An 18934-nucleotide genomic window follows, 5' to 3' on the forward strand; every position below is an offset into this window, starting at 1 on the left:
GAGGAAGTTTGTTATGACAAAAGAACCGGTAGTAGCGATTTTAGGTGCCACAGGTGCCGTAGGCCAGGAATTTATCCGCTTGATCGAAGAACGAAAATTCCCGTACAGCAAGTTGAAGTTATTAGCATCGTACCGTTCGGCTGGCAAGAAAATGACTGTCAACGGGGAAGAATATACCGTTGAAGAAGCCAAACCGGAATCTTTCGACGGTGTCGACATCGGCTTGTTCGCCGGCGGCTCGATCAGTAAAGAATTGGGACCTGAAGCTGCTAAACGGGGCTGCATCGTCATCGACAACTCCAGCACGTTCCGCATGGACCCCAACGTACCGCTCGTCGTACCGGAAGTCAATCCCGAAGACATCGCCTGGCACAAGGGCATCATTGCCAACCCGAACTGCTCGACGATCATCATGCTCATGGCCCTCAAGCCGATTCATGACTTGTCGCCGATCAAACGCATTATCGTCAGCACGTACCAGGCCGTTTCCGGTGCCGGCAAAGAAGGTATCGACGAACTGCGCGATGAAACGGAAGCCTACCTCAAAGGGGAAGAAATGCAGCCGAAGATTCTGCCCAGCAAGAGCCTTCCCAAGCATTATCCCATCGCTTTCAACCTCATCCCGCAGATCGATAAATTCGTAGAAAAAGACTACACCAAAGAAGAAATGAAGATGGTCAACGAAACGCACAAGATGCTCCACGACGACTCCATCGCCATTACGGCTACGACCGTCCGCGTACCGGTCTTCCGCAGCCATGCTGAATCGGTCTATGTCGAAACGGCCGATGAACTGACTGTCGATGCCGTCCGCAAAGCCATCGATGCGTTCCCCGGTGCCCAGGTCCAGGACAACCCGGCTGAAATGGAATATCCTATGCCGCTGTTCACGTCGGAAAAATACGACTGCTACGTCGGCCGTATCCGCAAGGACCTGTATAATCCGAAGGCCATCAATCTCTGGGTATCGGGCGACCAGATCCGCAAAGGCGCTGCCCTCAATGCCCTGCAGATTGCCGAATACATGCTGGCTCACGACATGATCCACTAAGTACGAAGGATGGGAGATGAACCTTTTATGTTAACTTTTCCAAATGTGATTGTTGCCATGGTCACGCCGTTCCACGAAGACGGTTCCGTCAATTATGAAGCGGCTGTTGAACTGGCTAAGAAATATGCTGATGAAGGCTCGGCCATCCTCGTCGGGGCTACGACGGGCGAAGGGGCTGTCATGACGGAAGAAGAAAAGCTCAAGCTCTTCCAAGTCACGGCAGATGCCTTGAAAGACAAGACCCTGGTCATGGGCAATGTCGGCACCAACAATACGCTCCAGACTATCGAAATGGCCAAGAAGGCCAAAGATACGGGCGTCGACGTCCTGCTGTGCATCGTCCCGTATTACAATAAACCGAACCAGGAAGGCTGTTATGCTCACTTTGCTGCCATCGCCAAGTCGACGGACCTGCCTATCTTCATTTATAACGTACCGGGCCGTACAGGCGGCAAAATCGAACCGCAGACGGTCTGCCAGCTGGCTCATGACTTCCCGAACATCATCGGCCTCAAAGACGCCAGCGGCGACCTCGATTATGCCGGCTACGTCGCAGCCAATGCACCGGAAGGTTTCCACCTCTACAGCGGTGACGACAACCTGACCCTGCCCATCGTCGCTGTCGGCGGCGAAGGCGTCATTTCCGTAGCTGCCCACGTCATCGGCAAGGAAATGAACGAAATGATCCAGGCCCATAAAGACGGCGACGTCAAGAAAGCCGCTGCCCTCCATCAGAAATACCTGCCCTTCATGAAAGGCTGTTTCTGCACGGTCAGCCCGGTCCCGGTCAAGACCATGCTCAACATGCTCGGCTTCCCGGCTGGACCCTTCCGCCTGCCCTTGGTAGACGCTACGCCGGAAATCAAGGCCAAATGTGAACAATACCTGAAAGATATCGGTCGGCTATAAGCGCTGATAAATAGAAACCGCTCCGACCTGTACTCAAGCCTCCCTTTATAGGGGAGGTGGCCCAACGGGCCGGAGAGGTTCCTATGAATTTGGTTTTATATTAAAAAAAGCCTTGACATATTTCCGATTTCTTGTTATGATATATGAGTCGTCAGGAACGACAAGACATGACTCGGTAGCTCAGCTGGATAGAGTGACTGACTACGAATCAGTAGGTCTAGGGTTCGAATCCCTACCGGGTCACCATAGAAAAAAGCTCACGCATTTTGCGTGAGCTTTTTTGTTGTGTTTGATGTGTGATGAAAGGCTCCCTTTATAGGGGAGCTGGCCGCCGAAGGCGGTCTGAGAGGTTGATTTTTACCAGCCCCTAGCCACTTAAAAGGGGCTGTCGCACGAAGGTTTTTGCCATCATGCGAAGTCCCTTTCTCTTTAATGTTTGAGGTTTGATGTATGATGTTTGAGGCGATTGCTTTAAATTTAAAACCATCCACATCAAACATCAAACTTTCAACTTCAAACTCAAAAAGAGGCTGTCTTCATGCGACAGCCTCTTTTTATACTATTTCTTCAGATTCGGCGTGCAATCGATGATGATGCTGCCCGGTTGTTTCATGACTGTGAAATTTCCCTTTGTCGAAGACAGGGCTTTTTCCAAAGTCTTGCTGTGCCATTTTTCGACGCCCATCTGGGAGCCGCCGACCTCTTTCGACGAAGCCGACTGTTTCTGAGCATCTTCCGGCAGAAGGTCACTGATGTTGACGTTTTCACCATCTTTGACTTTGATGGTTACCGTCACGGCCCGGCCGTTCTGGAAGACGACTTGGTAGCGGCCATTGTGGAAGACGCGGATCGTGTCGCCCTGAGAATAGGGGTGGCCCCATTCGTTTTCCCAATCGGCCTGGGTATCGCCGATGGTGGGCAGGTTGGCGACCGGTGTTTCTTTGGTATCGGTCTGGCTCTTCGTGTCCTGGCCCTGCTTGGTTTCTCCCGGCTGTTGCTGCTGGGTCTGGGTCTGCTGTTTCTGCGGCTGCGAATTGGTCGGCGATGCCGGCGTACATCCGGCAGCTACCAGGGTGAAGAGCAGAAGGACAAGGGTAAGATAACGTTTCATAAGTAGACCTCCTTAGCGGCGCCGGCGGTTGTCTCCGCCCTTATGGCGCTGTTTATGGCGTTTTTCTTTCGTTGTCTGGTAAGTGCTGGCCGGCAGTTTGTCCCGATACGTCTTTTTCCGCTTCGGCGGTTTGCTGCTGGCCTTGACTTTGACTTGTCCCGTCAGGGTATATTTCGTGATCGTCGCATGGATGTTGTGTTCGATGCGGCGGACCCAATTTTCATCGGCTGCCGTGGCAAACATGATGGACAGGCCTTCATTGCCGGCACGGCCGGTGCGGCCGATGCGGTGGATGTAGTAGTCGACGTCATGGGGGACATCGAAGTTGAAGACATGCGTGATCCCTTCGATGTCGATGCCGCGGGCTGCGATATCCGTGGCGACCAGGATCTGCGTCTTGGCTTTGGCAAAGTCGCGCAGGACCTGATTGCGGCGGCCCTGAGACATATCGCCGTGGAGTTCACCGATGTTGAAGCCCTTGGCGATGAGTTTGCCTGCCAGGAGGGAGGTCCGTTCCTTAGTGTTGCAGAAGACGATGGCCAGATAGGGATTCATTTCTGTCAGCATCTGGCAGAGTTTCGGCAGTTTCTGTTCTTCTGTCATCATGTAGATGCGCTGTTCGATATTTTCCAGGGCAATCGTCTGGCCTTCGAGGATATTGAGGACCAGCGGGCTCTGCATGTGCTTTTTGGCCAGGCCTTTGATCTTGTCCGGAACCGTAGCCGAGAAGAAGAGGAGCTGCCGCCGTTTCGGCGTCAGGCCGATGAGGGTATCGACATCTTCTAAGAAACCGGCCTGCAGCATCTGGTCCGCTTCGTCGACGATGACCCGGCGGACGCCGCTCAGGTCGAGGGAATTGCGGCGGCAGTGGTCGAGCAGGCGGCCCGGCGTACCGATGATGACGTGAGGATGGCGGTGCAGTTTCTGGAGCTGGTTCTCAATGGTCTTGCCGCCGATGAGGCTGAGGACGTCGACGCCCAGTTCCGGTGCCAGGGTATCGGCGACGTCGGCAATCTGGCGGGCCAGTTCCCGCGTCGGCGCCATGACCAGGACTTGTTCGGCGTGGATATCTGTCTTGACCTGCTGCAGTGACGGCAGGAGAAAGGCAAAGGTCTTGCCCGTACCGGTCTGGGCCTGGGCCAGGATGTCCCGGCCTTTGAACAAGGGGGGGATGGCCTGTGCCTGGACGGCCGTGGGTTCATTGATGCCCTGCTTGTGCAGGAGTTCACAAATCTTCGGCGTAATGCCGAGTGATTCAAAATTCTTTGTCATGTATGTCCCTTTCTATGCGAACTAAAATTACTTCTTATTATTTCTATTTTACACAAAAGCCAGGGCTTGCGCAAACTTTTCTTTCCTTTTGGGATATGGTATACTAAAGTGATTTCGTTTGCGTTGTTTTAGGAGGTCTTGCAGAAAATGAGTTGGTGGCGCGATATTTTGCGGCAAAGTGTCTTCATGTGTTTCTTTATCATTCCCATCCCGATCGGAGCCTATACCATTCACAGCGGTTCCAGTGCCGTCGTGGCCATGGTCAGTTATGTCTTTTTGTCCCTGGTCATCCCCGTCGCCTACGTGGGCTGCCAGGATGCGTCTTTTGGCCCTCAGGGCGGGCGGATCCGCCGCTGGGTCATGGCCCTCATGTGGTTCATCGTCTTTGCGGCTATCGGGGCTTTTACGGCTTTCATGGGCGTCTATTGGAAGGCAGCTCCTTTCTGGGAATGGCCGACCATTGGCCGCGACGTCGTCTTCATCGCCGGCATGTATGGGGAAATCAGTCTGACCATGCTCCTTGCCTTTGTCGTCTCCCAGCTTTTGCCAGGCCGAAAGGAAGTAAAATAATGGATCATTTACAAAAACAGAAGTGGCATGACCGGCTGCTGGCCATCGTCTGGGCGGCCTGCGGTATCCTGCCATTGCCTTTCGGGGCCTTTGCTTCGGATAAGCCATATATCGCCTCAGCGTCGATTCTGGCCTTTTTTATCTTGTCCTTTGCTGTTCCCTTGTGGCTGGGGCATCGCCGCCGTCGTGCGGGCAGAGACGATGATTATGCTTCGGCTGGGGCGACCCTCTATGGCGGGGCTGTCGTCCTGATCATTGCCGTCGGCTTGCTCAACGGTTTGACCGGCTGGGACTGCTGGCATGATTATCCTGTCCGCGTCGGCTTATTCGCCTTGTGGATGCTTTTGACCATCGGTGCCCAGTACCTGGCTGCCAGGGCCGTCGATTTCTGGCTGCAGCGCCGCCGGAAATACTGGTATTCCCAATTCCTGGACCCTATCATCTACAGCCTGCCTCTGCCGTGTGCTATCCTGGGTATGTTCCTCTTTCCGGCTGTCAGTGACTCTTCGGTGACGCAGAGCCTGGTCGTCGGCGTCATGGCCATCATGGGTTTCTGCTTCATCGGCATGAGTATCTTCGTCATCGCCACCTTCGCGCTTTATTTCTTCCCGTACAAACGCTATGGTTATAGCCGCAAGGAGCGCCTGGTCCATATCGTGGCCATCGTCGTCATGGTCCTCATGTGGGCCCTGGTCCAGCATATCCTCTTCGATAGCCAGATCCACGTCTTTACGTACATCTTCAAGGCCATGCCGATTCTCCAGAACAATCCCCTGGTCTTCATCACACCCTTCGTCGTAGCGGCATTGACCATCATAGGCTGCGTAGCCCTGCGCAACGTCGTCATCGCGGCGTTTAAGGCTTGATCGTTCATCGTAGGCCGTTCGTCGTTCATCGAGGTATCTGGTGGCTGTGCCGCCGTGAGCCGTTTGCCGTGGCTCGTGGGCTGTAGGGGCCCATGTGGGGCGCCCGCGTGAATCCTGTGCACAGCCTGAAGCTGCAGCTGTGTGAATTTTCGTCAAACAAACCACGCCCAACGGACCACAAAAAAACCTGCCGCTTTCGCGACAGGTTTTTTCTATTCATTTTATTTCCACAATGGTCTGCTTCATGATGGTGAAGCGGATGACGTATACCAGCCATCCCAGGAAGGCTGCAAGACAGCCGCTGAGGAAGGTCGTGGCATCGGTAGTAGTCAATGCATATACGCAGTAGATAATGGATACGCCTGCCAGGAATATCGACGTATTTCTGTTACAGACTTCATTGGGGATATGTTCCTTGGTGAGGATCGTCGTCAGGGCCCCGGCACAGAGCATGTAGGGGATGACGTTGGTGACGACGGCCAGGTTGGCCAGGAGTTCGAACTGGGCAGCCAGGGTCGGGCTGATGGTCATGAGGGCCAGGAGGCTCTGCATGCAGAGGATGCACAGCATGCCTTTGACCGGTACGTCAGCGCTGGTGACTTTGGCAAAAATCTTGGGGAACAGGCCGCGCTGGGCGCTGGTCTTGAAGACGCGGGCCAAGGTGAACTGCCAGGACAAGAGGGAACCGGCACAGGAGAATACCATGAGGCCCATGACGGCTTTGCCAGCCGTATCGCCGAGCATGTACGAGAAGGCCAGGCCGAAGGGAGCGCTCGATGCCAGGATTTCCGCATTGGGGACGATGCCGGCGATGACATTCGTCGAGGCGACGTAGATGATGGCGACGCCGAGGGTGCTGACGAAGGTGGCAATCGGAACGGATTTCTTCGGGTTTTCAACGGCATCCATGTTGACCGCTGCCGATTCGAGTCCCAAGAAGGACCACAACGTCAGGGCGATGGAATTGCCGACGGCATCGCTGAGTCCCAAATCATTGGGGTTCCACGAAGCCAGCCACGTAGCCGGGCTGAACCAATGCCAGCCGATGATGGAAATGCCCAGGACCGGGATGATGGCACCCCAGATGGTAATGGCGCTGAGCTTGCCGGAATAACGGGAGCCGCTGAAATTGAGGGCTGCCGCGATCCACAATAAAGCGATCGTATATAAACACGTCTGCAACGGCGTAAAGGTTGTCTCAAGGAAACCGGCGCCGTAACCCACAGCCGTAATGGCAATGGCGACGTTTGCAATTACGATGGAAACAGAGTAGGCGTAATTAGCCATAAAATGTCCTACACGCCCGAAAGCGTATTCGGAGTAACCGCCCATACCGCCTGGCTTTGTCGTGAACATGCCACATCGGGCAAAAGCCATGGCCAGGGCTAAAGAGCCTAGTGAGGTAATAATCCAGGAAATAATCGAGATCGTACCGACTTCGGCGAGCTTGGTCGGCAGCATGATGATACCGGCGCCAAGCATGTTGGCAGCAGTGACAAAGGTCAACTGTACCACAGACATTTTACGACATGTAGTTTTCATTATCAGTCCTTCTTTCGTGTTGATGCGTATAAGCATGACTTGAGTTTTTTAGCAAATTAATTCTATCATTTTTGCCGGGAAAATTAAATACTTTTTGAAAAAACGTTATATGTATTTGGGCCACTTTTCACGCTCTATATTCCAAATGGGAATAGAGTTTAGTGGTTCGTAGCTCGTGTTTCGTGGCTAAATTTAAAACCATCCGCTAGCTACTAACAACTAGCTACTAACAACTAAAAAAAGGTCTTGTCGCACTGCGACAAGACCTTTTTTACATGAGAGATGAAATTAGTCGATGTTTTCTACGACGCAAGCCGTACCCTGGCCGCCACCGATGCACAGTGTAGCCAAGCCGTATTTGCCGCCGACTTCTTTCAAGCCATAGAGCAAGGTTACGAGGATACGAGCGCCCGATGCACCAATCGGATGGCCGAGGGCGATAGCACCGCCATGGATGTTGACTTTATCCATATCGAAGCCGAGTTCACGGCAGCAATATACAGCCTGAGCTGCGAAAGCTTCGTTAGCTTCGACGAGGTCGAGGTCTTTGACTTCGAGGCCAGCTTTAGCCAATGCTTTACGGGAAGAAGGAACAGGGCCGGTACCCATGATGGACGGATCGACGCCAGCGGAAGCATAGCTTACGACTTTAGCCATCGGTTTGAGGCCGAGTTCTTTCGCTTTATCAGCGGACATAACTACGAATGCAGCTGCGCCGTCGTTGATGCCGGAAGCGTTACCAGCAGTAACTGTGCCGCCTTTTTTGAAGGCCGGTTTCAATTTAGCAAGGCCTTCCATGGTCGTGCCTTCACGCGGGAATTCGTCTGTATCGATGACGACGTCCTGTTTTTTCTGATGAACCGTTACCGGAACGATCTGAGATTTGAATGCGCCGCTCTTGATAGCTTCGCAAGCTTTGACCTGAGAACGGACACCAAGTGCATCCTGGTCTTCACGAGTGATGCCGAAGCGTTCAGCAACGTTTTCAGCCGTGATGCCCATATGATAGTCATTGAATGCATCCCAGAGGCCATCTTTGATCATGGTATCGACGAGGACACCGTTGCCCATACGATAGCCATAACGAGCTTTAGGAACAGCGAAAGGAGCCATGGACATGTTTTCCATGCCGCCTGCTACGATGACGTCAGCGTCGCCGGCTTTGATCATCTGAGCTGCCAAGGATACGCAGCGGAGACCGGAACCGCAGACTTTGTTGACCGTAAGAGCCGGTACTTCGATAGGCATGCCAGCTTTAATCATAGCCTGACGAGCCGGGTTCTGGCCCTGAGCAGCCTGAAGGACGTTGCCCATTACGACTTCATCGACGTCTTTACCTTCGATGCCAGCACGTTTGAGAGCTTCTTTAATGACAACAGCGCCGAGTTCTACAGCCGGTGTGTTTTTGAAACCGCCACCGAATTTACCAATTGCTGTACGGCAAGCGCTTACGATAACTACTTCTTTCATTGGAATCACTCCTTGGATAATTTTTTACGTATGAAATAGGTGCCGGCGAATCAGTATGAGAGGATACACCGGGCGAAAGTATCATAATAAAAATGATACTTTGATATTGCTATCATACACCTTTTTTAAGGAAATGTACAGAGCACGTTCAAAAAATTACGTACTCCATACATCTCCCTTACTTATGGCTAGGGAATAGGGAATTTTTGAATTACAGACGTTCTACGATGATAGCCGTGCCCTGGCCGCCGCCGATGCAGAGGGAAGCCAGACCATATTTACCGTTGATTTCCGGTTCAGCCAATGCGTAGAGCAAGGTGACGACGATACGAGCGCCGGAGCAGCCAATCGGATGGCCGAGGGCGATAGCGCCGCCGTGGATGTTGACTTTGTCCATGTTGAGGCCGAGTTCGCGGACGCAGTATACGGACTGAGCTGCGAAAGCTTCATTCAATTCGATGAGGTCCATCTGGTCGACGTTCATGCCGGTCTTCTTCATGACTTTGCGGACTGCCGGAACAGGGCCAGTACCCATGATTGCCGGTTCAACACCAGCCGAAGCCCAGTCGATGATGCGAGCCAGCGGTTTGATGCCGAGTTCTTTAGCTTTTTCAGCGGACATTACGACAACAGCAGCTGCGCCGTCGTTGATGCCGGAAGCGTTACCAGCGGTAACTGTGCCGTCTTTGATGAAGGCCGGACGGAGTTTAGCCAGTGTTTCCATGGTGCAGTTCGGACGGATGAATTCGTCTTTGTCGACGACGACATCGCCTTTTCTCTTATGGATCGTTACCGGAACGATCTGGCTGTCGAATTTGCCTTCCTGCTGAGCTTTGTAAGCCAAGTTTTCAGAACGGCAAGCCAGCTTATCCTGGTCTTCACGGGTTACACCGAAGCGAGCGGCAACGTTTTCAGCCGTTACGCCCATGTGGTAGTTGTTTTCCGTGCAGAACAGGCCATCGCGCATGAGCAAGTCTTCGAGGACGCCGTTGCCCATACGATAACCGCGGCGGCCTTTAGCGATGGAGTAGGGGGCGTTGGACATGGATTCCATACCACCGGCTACGATGATGTCAGCATCGCCGAGTTTGATCTGCTGGGAAGCGAGGGAAATGGCACGCATACCGGAACCGCAAAGTTTATTTAATGTGAAAGCAGGAACTTCCTGAGGAATACCCGAATGAAGGGCTACCTGACGGGCCGTGTTTTCACCGCAGCCAGCCTGGAGTACGTGGCCCATGATGACTTCGTCGATCTGGTCGACAGGAATACCTGCGCGTTTGATTGCTTCAGTAACAGCAGCTACACCGAGGTCTACCGCGGTGACGTCTGCGAACTGGCCATTGAAACTGCCGATGGCCGTACGGCAAGCACTTACGATAACAGCATCTCTCATTAGAAAAACCATCCTTTCGTGATGTGAAACAAAGTATAGAATAATATAGTATATAAGACTTAGTTGACGGAGCCGCCGCTTACGCAGCTCCTTGGGGGTTACGCTGAAATGAAGAACTTGAGTTCTAAATTTCACAATCTCCATGCCTATATAGTACATTTTTTCACAAGGAAATGCAAGAGGAAAATGAATTTTCCCTATGCTAGATAATCATGATAAAGAAAGGGTCAGATGAGAAAAGAATAAAGAGAACGAATAATTTGGTATACGTATGGTTGGCGGCTAGCAGTCAGCAGCTAGCCGCTCGTAGGGCCGCCCTTTGGGACGGCCCCTACGAACCCCTAGCCACTAGCCCCTAACCACTAAAAAAGGGCTTGCCGCGACGCGGCAAGCCCTTTTCCTATTCCTTTTAAAGAAGATGAGCGATGAAACTGTACGAAAGTAAAGCGCCCATGGAGATGATGATTTTTGCGTCTGCACTTAAATTCATAGTTCTTACCTCTTTTCTTCTTTAATATATTGCAAAACTTAATAATTTTAATTATGTATCAGATATTGAATCCGGAAAGCGGAACTCTTTATCTATAAATATAATATCATATGCGTAAATAAAATCAATAGCCAGAAAATGCAACGACTTGACACCTGTATTACCACAATGCAAATATAGGCGTTTGAACAGTATAAAAACAGGAAAATGGCCGAAAAATCCTTTTAAATAGAATAAACAAAAGCAAAGGACAAGAAGTGTAAAAGTGAATAAAATAGATATTTATTCAAAACAGAAAAATATTAAATTTTACGTTAAAATAAAGTATAAACTTAAAAATAGAAAAATGGTGACTGACAGGCACTAGCGACAGGGCGGGAAATGCCTTATAATGGATACAATATCCTTTGATGCCGTGACGTCGTTACGGCTGTCATCAGTAAGTGAAATTATTATATAAATGTTTTATATAGTGGGAGGAGTATCATGGGATTTTTTGATGCCTTTTTTAAAGAACACCAGAGAACGAAGAGCGAGGAAATCTATGACAAGGCCTTGCAGATTTTCAATTCGCCGGAATTACAGAATCAGGCCCTGTCAGGCAAACTGGCCGACAAGGTGACGCATGGCGAAGATTGCGACATCATTCCAGGTTCATATGGTCGTTTTGGCCACGATAGGACCAATCCAATTCCCGTCAATGGACCGAGTGGAGAATTTGTCTACTTATCGCGCCTGCGCCTGCGCCGGACCGGATCGATGGTCTTTTTCCACAAAGCCGGCAGCGTCGACGGCATCGATGTCTTTGAACTGACCAACGTCAGCGGCAAGTTCGTCGACCGCCTGTATGTCGACATGTACCATCCCCGCTGTTCCCGCCGCTATCCGGAAGGCTATACGCTGGAAAAGGAAGCTGTCTTTCCCCGCGGCGTGACGACGAACCTGCCCGATTTCCCCAAAGGACTCTACAAGGCCATCAAAAAAGAAGCCAAGCAGCGCCTGGGCATCGACGTCGCTGATAAAGAAAGCGATTGCATCGATGTACCGGCTGTCCAGGAGGCGTTAGCCCATCTGCGGAAGGAAAGGCCGGTGGCTCCTGTCATGAAGCCATTGAAATAAAGGGAAACTATGGTATAATTACACCAGGTTAGTAATGTAGATTATTAGGAGGGTTATCGATGAGAGAATTACCAAAAGCCCATGAAATTTGGCGCCATTTCAAAAAAAATACTTATGAAATCATCACCATTGCCGAACATACGGAAACCGGTGAAAAATTTGTCATTTACAAGGCCTTGCACGATACGATGAAGACCTATGCCCGCCCGTTGAAGGATTTCATGAGCGAAGTCGATAAGGAAAAATATCCCCGTGCTGAACAGGATTATCGTTTCGTCAAGATTAAATAACCTTGACAAGGCCTGCCATGGCTGATATAATATGTACTGTTGAAAATAAAGCAGAAGCTATCCGCTTCTCACCTTACAAGACGGTCGTGTCACTAGGGTCTATGACGGAAACGTAGAGCGGATAGTCATGCTATCCGTTCTTTTTTTATTTCGGAGGTGAAAGACGATTAGTAAGGAATTACGTATCAACGATCAAATCAGAGCCCGTGAAGTACGCGTGGTCAGTGATTCTAACGAACAGCTCGGTGTCATGTCTCTCCGTTCGGCCCGCCAGATTGCGGAAGAACGGCATTTGGACCTGGTAGAAGTCGCACCGAATGGCAAACCGCCTGTCTGCCGCATCATGAACTACGGGAAATACCGTTATGAACAGCAGAAGCGTGAAAAGGAAGCCAAGAAAAAACAGAAAGTCTTGACATTGAAAGAAGTAAAGCTTCGTCCCAATATCGAAGACCATGACTTCTACGTTAAGATGAAAGCTGCGCAGCGTTTCCTGGGTGAAGGCAGCAAAGTCAAAGTTACGATCATGTTCCGCGGCCGCGAAATGAGCCATCCGGAACTGGGCCGTGATTTGCTGGTTCGATTCGCTGATGAATTGAAAGACACCGCCCATGTAGAAAAAGAACCTAAAATCGAAGGCAGAAACATGACCATGGTCATCGCTGTCAACAAGAAGTAACAGGAGGACAATTATTATGCCGAAATTGAAAACTCGCCGTGCTGCGGCAAAACGCTTTAACACAACTGGTACAGGTAAAATCAAACGCATGAAACCGTATAAGAGCCACATCCTGGAAAGCAAGAGCCCGAAACGTAAACGTAACCTGAGAAAAGCTACGCTCGTTTCCAAGACCATGACCGAAGCCGTCCGCAAGATGTGCCCGTTCATCTAATAGGGAAAATACTTTTTTTGATATAGATTCGGAGGAATAGACTAATGGCAAGAATCAAAGTTGGCGTTACAGCACACGCTCGTCATAAAAAAATCTTAAAAATGGCTAAAGGCTACCGCGGTACCCGCAGCCGTCTCTTCAAAAAAGCTAACGAAAGCGTCATGAAAGCGCTCTACTACGCTCGTCGTGACCGCCGCGCCAAGAAACGCGAATTCCGTAAATTGTGGATTGCCCGTATCAACGCTGCAACCCGCGCTAACGGCCTCAGCTACAGCCGCTTCATCTGCGGCCTCACCAAAGCTGGTGTCATCGTAAACCGCAAAATGCTCGCTGACCTCGCCGTCAACGACGCAGCTGCTTTCGCAAAACTCGTAGAAGTCGCAAAAGCACAGTAATTTATGTAAATAAAAATCCCCTGCATGAAGGTTTCCACCGTCATGCAGGGGATTTTTTTCTGCAGGGGCTGGCAACTATCAGCCACGAATCACGAACCACGAATCACGAACCACGAAAAAAGGCGCTGTCTTCATGCGACAGCGCCTTTTTTTCAATGCCGCCAGGCCTTGGGCACGGGGATGAGGAAGGCAAAGATGGCGCCTATGATGGCGCAGATCCAGAGGCACTGCAGGGCCGTAGGGATGCCCCACTGGTCAGCGCCCCAGCCGACGATTGGCGAAATGAGGCCGCCAATCGTCGTCGTCAGACCCAGGGTGACGCCAGAAGCGAAGCCGACGTTTTTGCCGAGGTATGTCTGTCCCAGGACGACGATGGGACTGTAAGCGGCGAACAGCGAAAAGGCGACGGGGATGAGCAGCAACGTCGCTGCGATGAGGTTCGTACTGTTTACCAGGAAGAACATGGAAGGAATCATGATCAGCATGGAGCCGCGAAGGACGCGGAGAAAGCCGAAACGGTCGGCCAGGACCCCGCCGAGGAAGGTGATGACGACGCCCATGGAAAAGAGGATGGACAAGGCCAGACTGCCTGTGGACGGCGAGGTGTGCAGGACGTGGATCCAATAGAGGGGAATGAAGGTGTTACAGACCGTAAAGCCGACGGAACGGACGAAGATGACGACGGATAAGCGTCCAAACGCGTTCCAGTCGTTGGTCAGGACTTCGCCGGGATGAGCCTGTTTTTCGGCCAGGTTGGCATCGTTGACCAGGGCTAAGATGTGCGGCATCTGGTGATAGAGGATGAAGGCGATGATTGCATTGACGATGCCGAAGATGACCAGACCGTGGATGTCGAAGGCATAGGCACAGGCGCCGGCTACCATGGGGCCGATGGCGAAGCCGGCATTGCCGCCGACGGAGAAAGTCCCCAGGGCCTGTCCCTTGCGGTCGCCGGCGATGTTATTGACCATACGGGCCGCTTCGGGGTGATAGATGGAAGAACCGAAGCCGCTGAACATGGAACAGAGGAAGATGAACCAATAATTCTGAGTAAAGGCCAGCAGGGTCAGGCAGAGGCCGCAGAGGACGGGGCCGAGCGGTGCGAACCAGGGCTTGGACACCTTATCGGAGTAATAGCCGAAAATCGGCTGGGATACGGACGATAAGAGCATATTGGCAAAGATGAGCGTCGCCGCGTCTTGATAACTCAGGTTACACGACGAGATGAAATAGGGCAGGAGGGCCGGGATGGCGCCTTGCGCCCAGTCTACGGAAAAATGGCCCGTAGCGAATAGGTATACATAAGGACTTAGTTTCTTCATACAAATCCTCCTTTCAAGAAATATGAATCGTTTCTATTATAACATAGACTATTTTCCTTTTCCTGTTGGTGTTATAATAATAACAAACTAATCAATATATATTAGAAGGAGTGGTTATTATGGCATCAAAAGAAATGTACGCCCTGGGGTCACAGGCTTCGGTCATCCGCGACCTTTTTGCTTATGGCCAGCAGCAGGCGGCTGTCGTCGGCAAGGAAAATGTCTTTGATTTCAGTATCGGCAATCCGACCGTCCCGGCTCCAGCCTGCGTCAAAGAAGCCATTGAAGATATCATGGAAACGCGGGAATCGGCAGCCATCCACGGTTATACGGCCGCTGCTGGCGATACGGCTGTCCGCCAGGGCCTGGCTGACTTCATGAACCAGACTTATGACGCCCAGGTACGGGCCGATAATTTCTATATGACCTGCGGGGCTGCGGCCTCTTTGACGATCAGCCTCAAAGCCCTCGTCGAAAGCCCGGATGACGAAATCATCCTCATTGCACCGTTCTTCCCGGAATATACGGTCTTCGTCCAGAATGCCAATGCCAAATCCGTCGTCCTGCCGCCGGATACGGAACACTTCCAGATTTCCCTGGATGCCTTGGAAAAGGCCATTACGCCTCATACGCGGGCAGTCATCATCAATTCGCCGAACAACCCGTCTGGCGTCGTCTATTCCGCCGATACTTATGAAAAACTGGCCGCTTTGCTGACGCGGAAATCCCAGGAAATCGGTCATGCCATCTATATCATCTCAGATGAACCGTACCGGGAAATCATTTACGATGGCCTTCCCATCCTCTATGTCCCGAAATTCTATAAAGATACGATTATCTGCTATTCCTACAGTAAATCCCTGAGCCTGCCTGGCGAACGTATCGGCTACGTCCTGGTCCCGGACTGCGCTGCCGATGCCAAGGAAGTCTATACGGCTGTCTGCGGGGCCGGCCGTTCCATGGGCTTCGTCTGCGCACCTCATCTCTTCCAGGACGTCGTCCTCAAATGCCTGGGCCAGACCAGCGATATGAATATTTACGACGAAAACCGCAAGCTCTTATATAATGGATTAAAAGAAATGGGCTACGACTGCGTCTATCCGAGCGGTGCTTTCTACCTCTTCGTCAAATCGCCCGAAGCCGATGCCAAGGCTTTCTCCGATAAGGCCAAGAAACTGAACCTGCTCATCGTCCCGGCCGACAGCTTTGGCTGCCCTGGCTACGTCCGCGTATCGTATTGCGTCGATCCGGATATGATCAAACGGTCTTTTGCCGCCTTTAAGAAATTGATGGAACAGTATCAATAAAAAAGTGTAAGAAATTGGAAGAATTTCCTTGACACGTCCTGTATCTGTGGTATACTAAACAAGTCGTTAGGAAATGGGCCTATAGCTCAGCTGGTTAGAGCGCACGCCTGATAAGCGTGAGGTCGGTGGTTCAAGTCCACCTAGGCCCACCAATTTTTTCACTTGACAATTTTCTGCGATATGTTATACTAAGCAAGTCCCATGACATGGGCCTATAGCTCAGCTGGTTAGAGCGCACGCCTGATAAGCGTGAGGTCGGTGGTTCGAGTCCACCTAGGCCCACCACACAGACCATCGTTTGGATTATTCCGGAACGATGGTTTTTTTTTCAACAGAAGGAGGGGAGACCATGACGGAAAGTGAAAGGCAGCTCCAGGCGATGGCCCTGTCGATTCAGGCAGCCCGTCAGCAGGCCGGATGCAAGGTACCTGTTGCGGCACCGCCAGCAGCGGCTGATGCGATTCCCAATCTCGGCGGCGAAGCCCGGTCAGGCGACTGCCTGGTCAGTATGCTGGCCAGCGGCAGCAAGGGCAATGCGGCCTATATCCGTTGTGGGAAGACGAATATCCTCATCGACGCCGGCATCAGCTGTCGCCGTATCGAACAGGGGTTGAAGCGCTATGACTGCACCTTGAGCGACCTCGATGCGGTCTTCATCACCCATGAACATTCAGACCACGTCAACGGCTTGGCGACGCTTCTCAAGCGGACGGCCATGCCCGTCTATACGACGGCCGAGACCTGGCAGGCCATGGGCCGGAAAGTAGAAGGCTTCCAGGACCGTTTCGTCCGGCTGACGCGGCGCGTAGGCCTAAAGGACATCCAGGTCATCCCCTTTGCCATCTCCCACGATGCGGCCCGGCCCGTCGGCTATACCCTCTGCCACGGCGATTCGAAGATTACCTTGGCGACGGACTTAGGCTGTGTCAGCCCCGATGTCGCAGCCGCTGCGGCTTATGCGGATATCCTCATCTTAGAAGCCAATCACGATGAGCAGATGGTCCGCAACGGTCCGTATCCGTATCCGCTCCAGCAGCGCATCCTCGGCCGCTGGGGGCATCTGTCCAACAAGACGGCAGCCGCTTTTCTGGCCGGGTTGCCGACGAAAGGCGTCATGCGGGTCCTCCTGGCCCACCGCAGCGAAAAGAATAATACGCCGTCCCTGGCGCTGCACACGATGCGTACAGTCTTATCCCAGGCCGGCCGGGTCATCGGCCAGGATATCTTATTACGGCTGGCCTGCCAGAAGGGCAGTGTCCGCTTCCAGGAAGGGAGTCATGAACTATGATGCAACGCAAACATATCATCACGGCAGCTGCTGCCGTCGTCCTCATCGCTGTCGGCGTCTTCGGCGGCTTCAAGATCCACGATGCCTTTTTTACGCCGAGCGGCACTTATAACGGAACCGTGAACCAGCTCCAGGAACCGTCGAAATCGGATTCCATCTCGGATGCCCGAAATACGGCTGTCGTCCAGGCTGCCAAGAAGGTCAGCCCGGCCGTCGTCGGCATTACGACTAAAGTCTATAACCGCGATATGTTCAACCGGAAAGTCCTGGTCGGTGAAGGCGTCGGTTCCGGCGTCATCTTCGACAAGGCCGGCTATATCGTAACCAATAACCACGTCGTCGGTACGGCCAAGACGGTCATCGTCTCCCTGGCCGATGGCCAGAGTACGGAAGGGACCGTCGTCGGCCGCGATGAAAAGACGGACTTAGCCGTCGTCAAGATCAAGATGGACAACCTGCCCGTCGCTGAATTTGGCGACAGCGATTCCCTGCAGGTCGGCGAACCGGCCATTGCCATCGGCAACCCGCTGGGCCTGGAATTTCAGGGGACCGTCACGGTCGGCGTCATCAGCTCTTTGAACCGGACTATCGGTGCCGAAGGGCAGAGCATGAAGCTCATCCAGACTGACGCTGCCATCAATCCGGGCAATTCCGGCGGCGCTCTCGTCGATGCTGACGGCAAGGTCATCGGCATCAACAGCGCCAAGATTTCTAAAGAAGGCGTCGAAGGCCTGGGCTTCGCCATTCCTATCAACGCAGCCCGCCCGATTCTGCAGGACCTCATCCAGAACGGCAAGGTCGTCCGCCCGTACCTCGGCTTATACGGCCTGGACCAGCAGATGGCTGCCCGCTTCGGCATGAGATTGAATGTACCTGGCATTTACGTCTATAAAGTCGCTGCCGGCGGACCTCTGGATCAGGCTGGACTCAGACACGGCGACGTCATCTTGAAACTCGATGGCACCGATGTCAAAGACTTCAGCGCCCTCCAGAGCGTCATGGACAAGCACAATGTCGGCGATTCTGTCAGCCTGGATTATACGCGCAACGGTTCGGACCACGAAGTCACCGTCGTCCTCCAGGAAAGTCCGCAGAATGATTCGTCAGACCAGGGGGATGGGACCAACTGATGAAGTATCACGTCATTACCATCGGCAAGATCAAAGAGAAATACCTCACCGCCGGCATCGACGAGTTTTTGAAGCGCCTGCGCCCGTATGGCCAGGTCGAAGTGACCGTCCTTCCTGAAGAGAAGATGCCTGAGAATCCGTCGCCGGCCCAGAAGGCCCAGGTCCTCGACAAAGAAGGGGAGAAGATGCTGCGCCACGTCCGCCAGGGCTCGCACCTCTTCGCCCTGGATGTACAGGGGAAACTCGTATCCTCTGAAGATCTGGCAGCGTCCTTTGCCAAACTGGCTCTGTACGGCTGCAGTGAAATCTCCTTCATCATCGGCGGCCCCTTCGGCCTGAGCGACCTCGTCCGCCGCAAAGCCGACAACTGCATTTCCTTTGGCCGTATCACCTTGACCCATCAGATGATACGCCTCCTCTTATTGGAACAAATCTACCGCGCCATCAAGATCGACCGGCACGAGCCGTATCACTTATAAAACAAAGCCCCTCCCGTGGAAGTTCTGCCTATCC

19 protein-coding genes and 3 tRNA genes are annotated in these 18934 nt (G+C 52.5%); 16 read left to right on the forward strand and 6 right to left on the reverse strand.

Features of this window, described 5'->3' with window-relative positions; genetic code table 11:
• Positions 1-13 precede the first annotated feature (13 nt).
• The 3 genes from C6362_RS06745 to C6362_RS06755 all read left to right on the forward strand — a co-directional run bounded on the left by C6362_RS06745 (position 14) and on the right by C6362_RS06755 (position 2206).
• Positions 14-1051: an aspartate-semialdehyde dehydrogenase gene (locus C6362_RS06745; RefSeq protein ID WP_014015974.1), complete on the forward strand. Its 1038-nt coding sequence runs from the start codon at positions 14-16 to the stop codon at positions 1049-1051.
• A gap of 27 nt (positions 1052-1078) precedes the next feature.
• Positions 1079-1960 (forward strand): 4-hydroxy-tetrahydrodipicolinate synthase, encoded by an 882-nt coding sequence (gene dapA, locus C6362_RS06750; protein WP_014015975.1) that lies wholly within the window; start codon positions 1079-1081, stop codon positions 1958-1960.
• A 169-nt stretch (positions 1961-2129) separates the two neighbouring features.
• Positions 2130-2206, forward strand: a tRNA-Arg gene (locus tag C6362_RS06755).
• Between the two features lie 313 nt (positions 2207-2519).
• Here C6362_RS06755 and C6362_RS06760 read toward each other — a convergent pair.
• Both C6362_RS06760 and C6362_RS06765 read right to left on the reverse strand, forming a co-directional pair.
• Positions 2520-3071: a hypothetical protein gene (locus tag C6362_RS06760; RefSeq protein ID WP_014015976.1), complete on the reverse strand. Its 552-nt coding sequence runs from the start codon at positions 3069-3071 to the stop codon at positions 2520-2522.
• Between the two features lie 12 nt (positions 3072-3083).
• On the reverse strand, positions 3084-4343 hold the full coding sequence (locus tag C6362_RS06765; RefSeq protein ID WP_014015977.1) for a DEAD/DEAH box helicase: 1260 nt from the start codon (positions 4341-4343) through the stop codon (positions 3084-3086).
• A 147-nt stretch (positions 4344-4490) separates the two neighbouring features.
• Between C6362_RS06765 and C6362_RS06770 the strand changes: the two genes are divergently transcribed.
• Positions 4491-4913, forward strand: a complete 423-nt coding sequence (locus tag C6362_RS06770) for a hypothetical protein (protein ID WP_014015978.1) — start codon at positions 4491-4493, stop codon at positions 4911-4913.
• Positions 4913-5779 (forward strand): hypothetical protein, encoded by an 867-nt coding sequence (locus C6362_RS06775; protein WP_014015979.1) that lies wholly within the window; start codon positions 4913-4915, stop codon positions 5777-5779. The genes C6362_RS06770 and C6362_RS06775 overlap by 1 nt, the downstream gene beginning before the upstream one ends.
• Before the next feature lie 216 nt (positions 5780-5995).
• Here the strand turns inward: C6362_RS06775 and potE are convergent, their stop codons facing one another.
• The 3 genes from potE to C6362_RS06790 form a co-directional block, all read right to left on the reverse strand.
• Positions 5996-7321: a putrescine-ornithine antiporter gene (gene potE / locus C6362_RS06780; protein ID WP_014015980.1), complete on the reverse strand. Its 1326-nt coding sequence runs from the start codon at positions 7319-7321 to the stop codon at positions 5996-5998.
• Between the two features lie 288 nt (positions 7322-7609).
• Positions 7610-8791 carry an acetyl-CoA C-acetyltransferase gene (locus tag C6362_RS06785; RefSeq protein WP_014015981.1) on the reverse strand — a complete coding sequence of 394 codons (1182 nt, stop codon included), beginning with the start codon at positions 8789-8791 and terminating at the stop codon, positions 7610-7612.
• A gap of 211 nt (positions 8792-9002) precedes the next feature.
• Positions 9003-10187: an acetyl-CoA C-acetyltransferase gene (locus C6362_RS06790; RefSeq protein ID WP_014015982.1), complete on the reverse strand. Its 1185-nt coding sequence runs from the start codon at positions 10185-10187 to the stop codon at positions 9003-9005.
• Between the two features lie 976 nt (positions 10188-11163).
• Here C6362_RS06790 and C6362_RS06795 point away from each other — a divergent pair.
• The 5 genes from C6362_RS06795 (at position 11164) to rplT (ending at position 13374) form a co-directional block, all read left to right on the forward strand.
• Positions 11164-11796, forward strand: a complete 633-nt coding sequence (locus C6362_RS06795) for a hypothetical protein (RefSeq protein WP_014015983.1) — start codon at positions 11164-11166, stop codon at positions 11794-11796.
• Between the two features lie 59 nt (positions 11797-11855).
• Positions 11856-12086: a DUF1653 domain-containing protein gene (locus C6362_RS06800; RefSeq protein ID WP_014015984.1), complete on the forward strand. Its 231-nt coding sequence runs from the start codon at positions 11856-11858 to the stop codon at positions 12084-12086.
• A gap of 166 nt (positions 12087-12252) precedes the next feature.
• Entirely contained in the window at positions 12253-12765 is a 513-nt protein-coding gene (infC, locus tag C6362_RS06805) for a translation initiation factor IF-3 (RefSeq protein ID WP_071601828.1), read from the forward strand.
• Between the two features lie 16 nt (positions 12766-12781).
• Positions 12782-12979, forward strand: coding sequence for a 50S ribosomal protein L35 (gene rpmI, locus C6362_RS06810; RefSeq protein WP_014015986.1), 198 nt, complete (start codon positions 12782-12784; stop codon positions 12977-12979).
• A gap of 44 nt (positions 12980-13023) precedes the next feature.
• The gene (rplT, locus tag C6362_RS06815; RefSeq protein WP_014015987.1) at positions 13024-13374 is read left to right on the forward strand and encodes a 50S ribosomal protein L20; all 351 of its coding nucleotides are present in this window, start codon (positions 13024-13026) and stop codon (positions 13372-13374) included.
• A gap of 152 nt (positions 13375-13526) precedes the next feature.
• On the opposite strand, the gene C6362_RS06820 is transcribed toward rplT, so the two are convergent.
• Entirely contained in the window at positions 13527-14696 is a 1170-nt protein-coding gene (locus tag C6362_RS06820; protein ID WP_014015988.1) for an MFS transporter, read from the reverse strand.
• A gap of 119 nt (positions 14697-14815) precedes the next feature.
• Between C6362_RS06820 and C6362_RS06825 the strand changes: the two genes are divergently transcribed.
• From C6362_RS06825 to rlmH, 6 genes are all read left to right on the forward strand, one after another.
• Positions 14816-16003: a pyridoxal phosphate-dependent aminotransferase gene (locus C6362_RS06825; protein WP_014015989.1), complete on the forward strand. Its 1188-nt coding sequence runs from the start codon at positions 14816-14818 to the stop codon at positions 16001-16003.
• Between the two features lie 75 nt (positions 16004-16078).
• A tRNA-Ile gene (locus tag C6362_RS06830) sits at positions 16079-16155 on the forward strand.
• A gap of 56 nt (positions 16156-16211) precedes the next feature.
• Positions 16212-16288, forward strand: a tRNA-Ile gene (locus C6362_RS06835).
• 64 nt (positions 16289-16352) lie between these two features.
• Positions 16353-17291 carry an MBL fold metallo-hydrolase gene (locus tag C6362_RS06840; protein WP_014015990.1) on the forward strand — a complete coding sequence of 313 codons (939 nt, stop codon included), beginning with the start codon at positions 16353-16355 and terminating at the stop codon, positions 17289-17291.
• Entirely contained in the window at positions 17288-18421 is a 1134-nt protein-coding gene (locus C6362_RS06845) for a S1C family serine protease (protein ID WP_014015991.1), read from the forward strand. The genes C6362_RS06840 and C6362_RS06845 overlap by 4 nt, the downstream gene beginning before the upstream one ends.
• The gene (rlmH, locus tag C6362_RS06850) at positions 18421-18900 is read left to right on the forward strand and encodes a 23S rRNA (pseudouridine(1915)-N(3))-methyltransferase RlmH (protein ID WP_014015992.1); all 480 of its coding nucleotides are present in this window, start codon (positions 18421-18423) and stop codon (positions 18898-18900) included. Before C6362_RS06845 ends, rlmH begins: the two co-directional genes overlap by 1 nt.
• Positions 18901-18934 lie beyond the last annotated feature (34 nt).

It is taken from the genome of Megasphaera elsdenii DSM 20460 (assembly GCF_003010495.1).
Taxonomy (GTDB): domain Bacteria; phylum Bacillota; class Negativicutes; order Veillonellales; family Megasphaeraceae; genus Megasphaera; species Megasphaera elsdenii.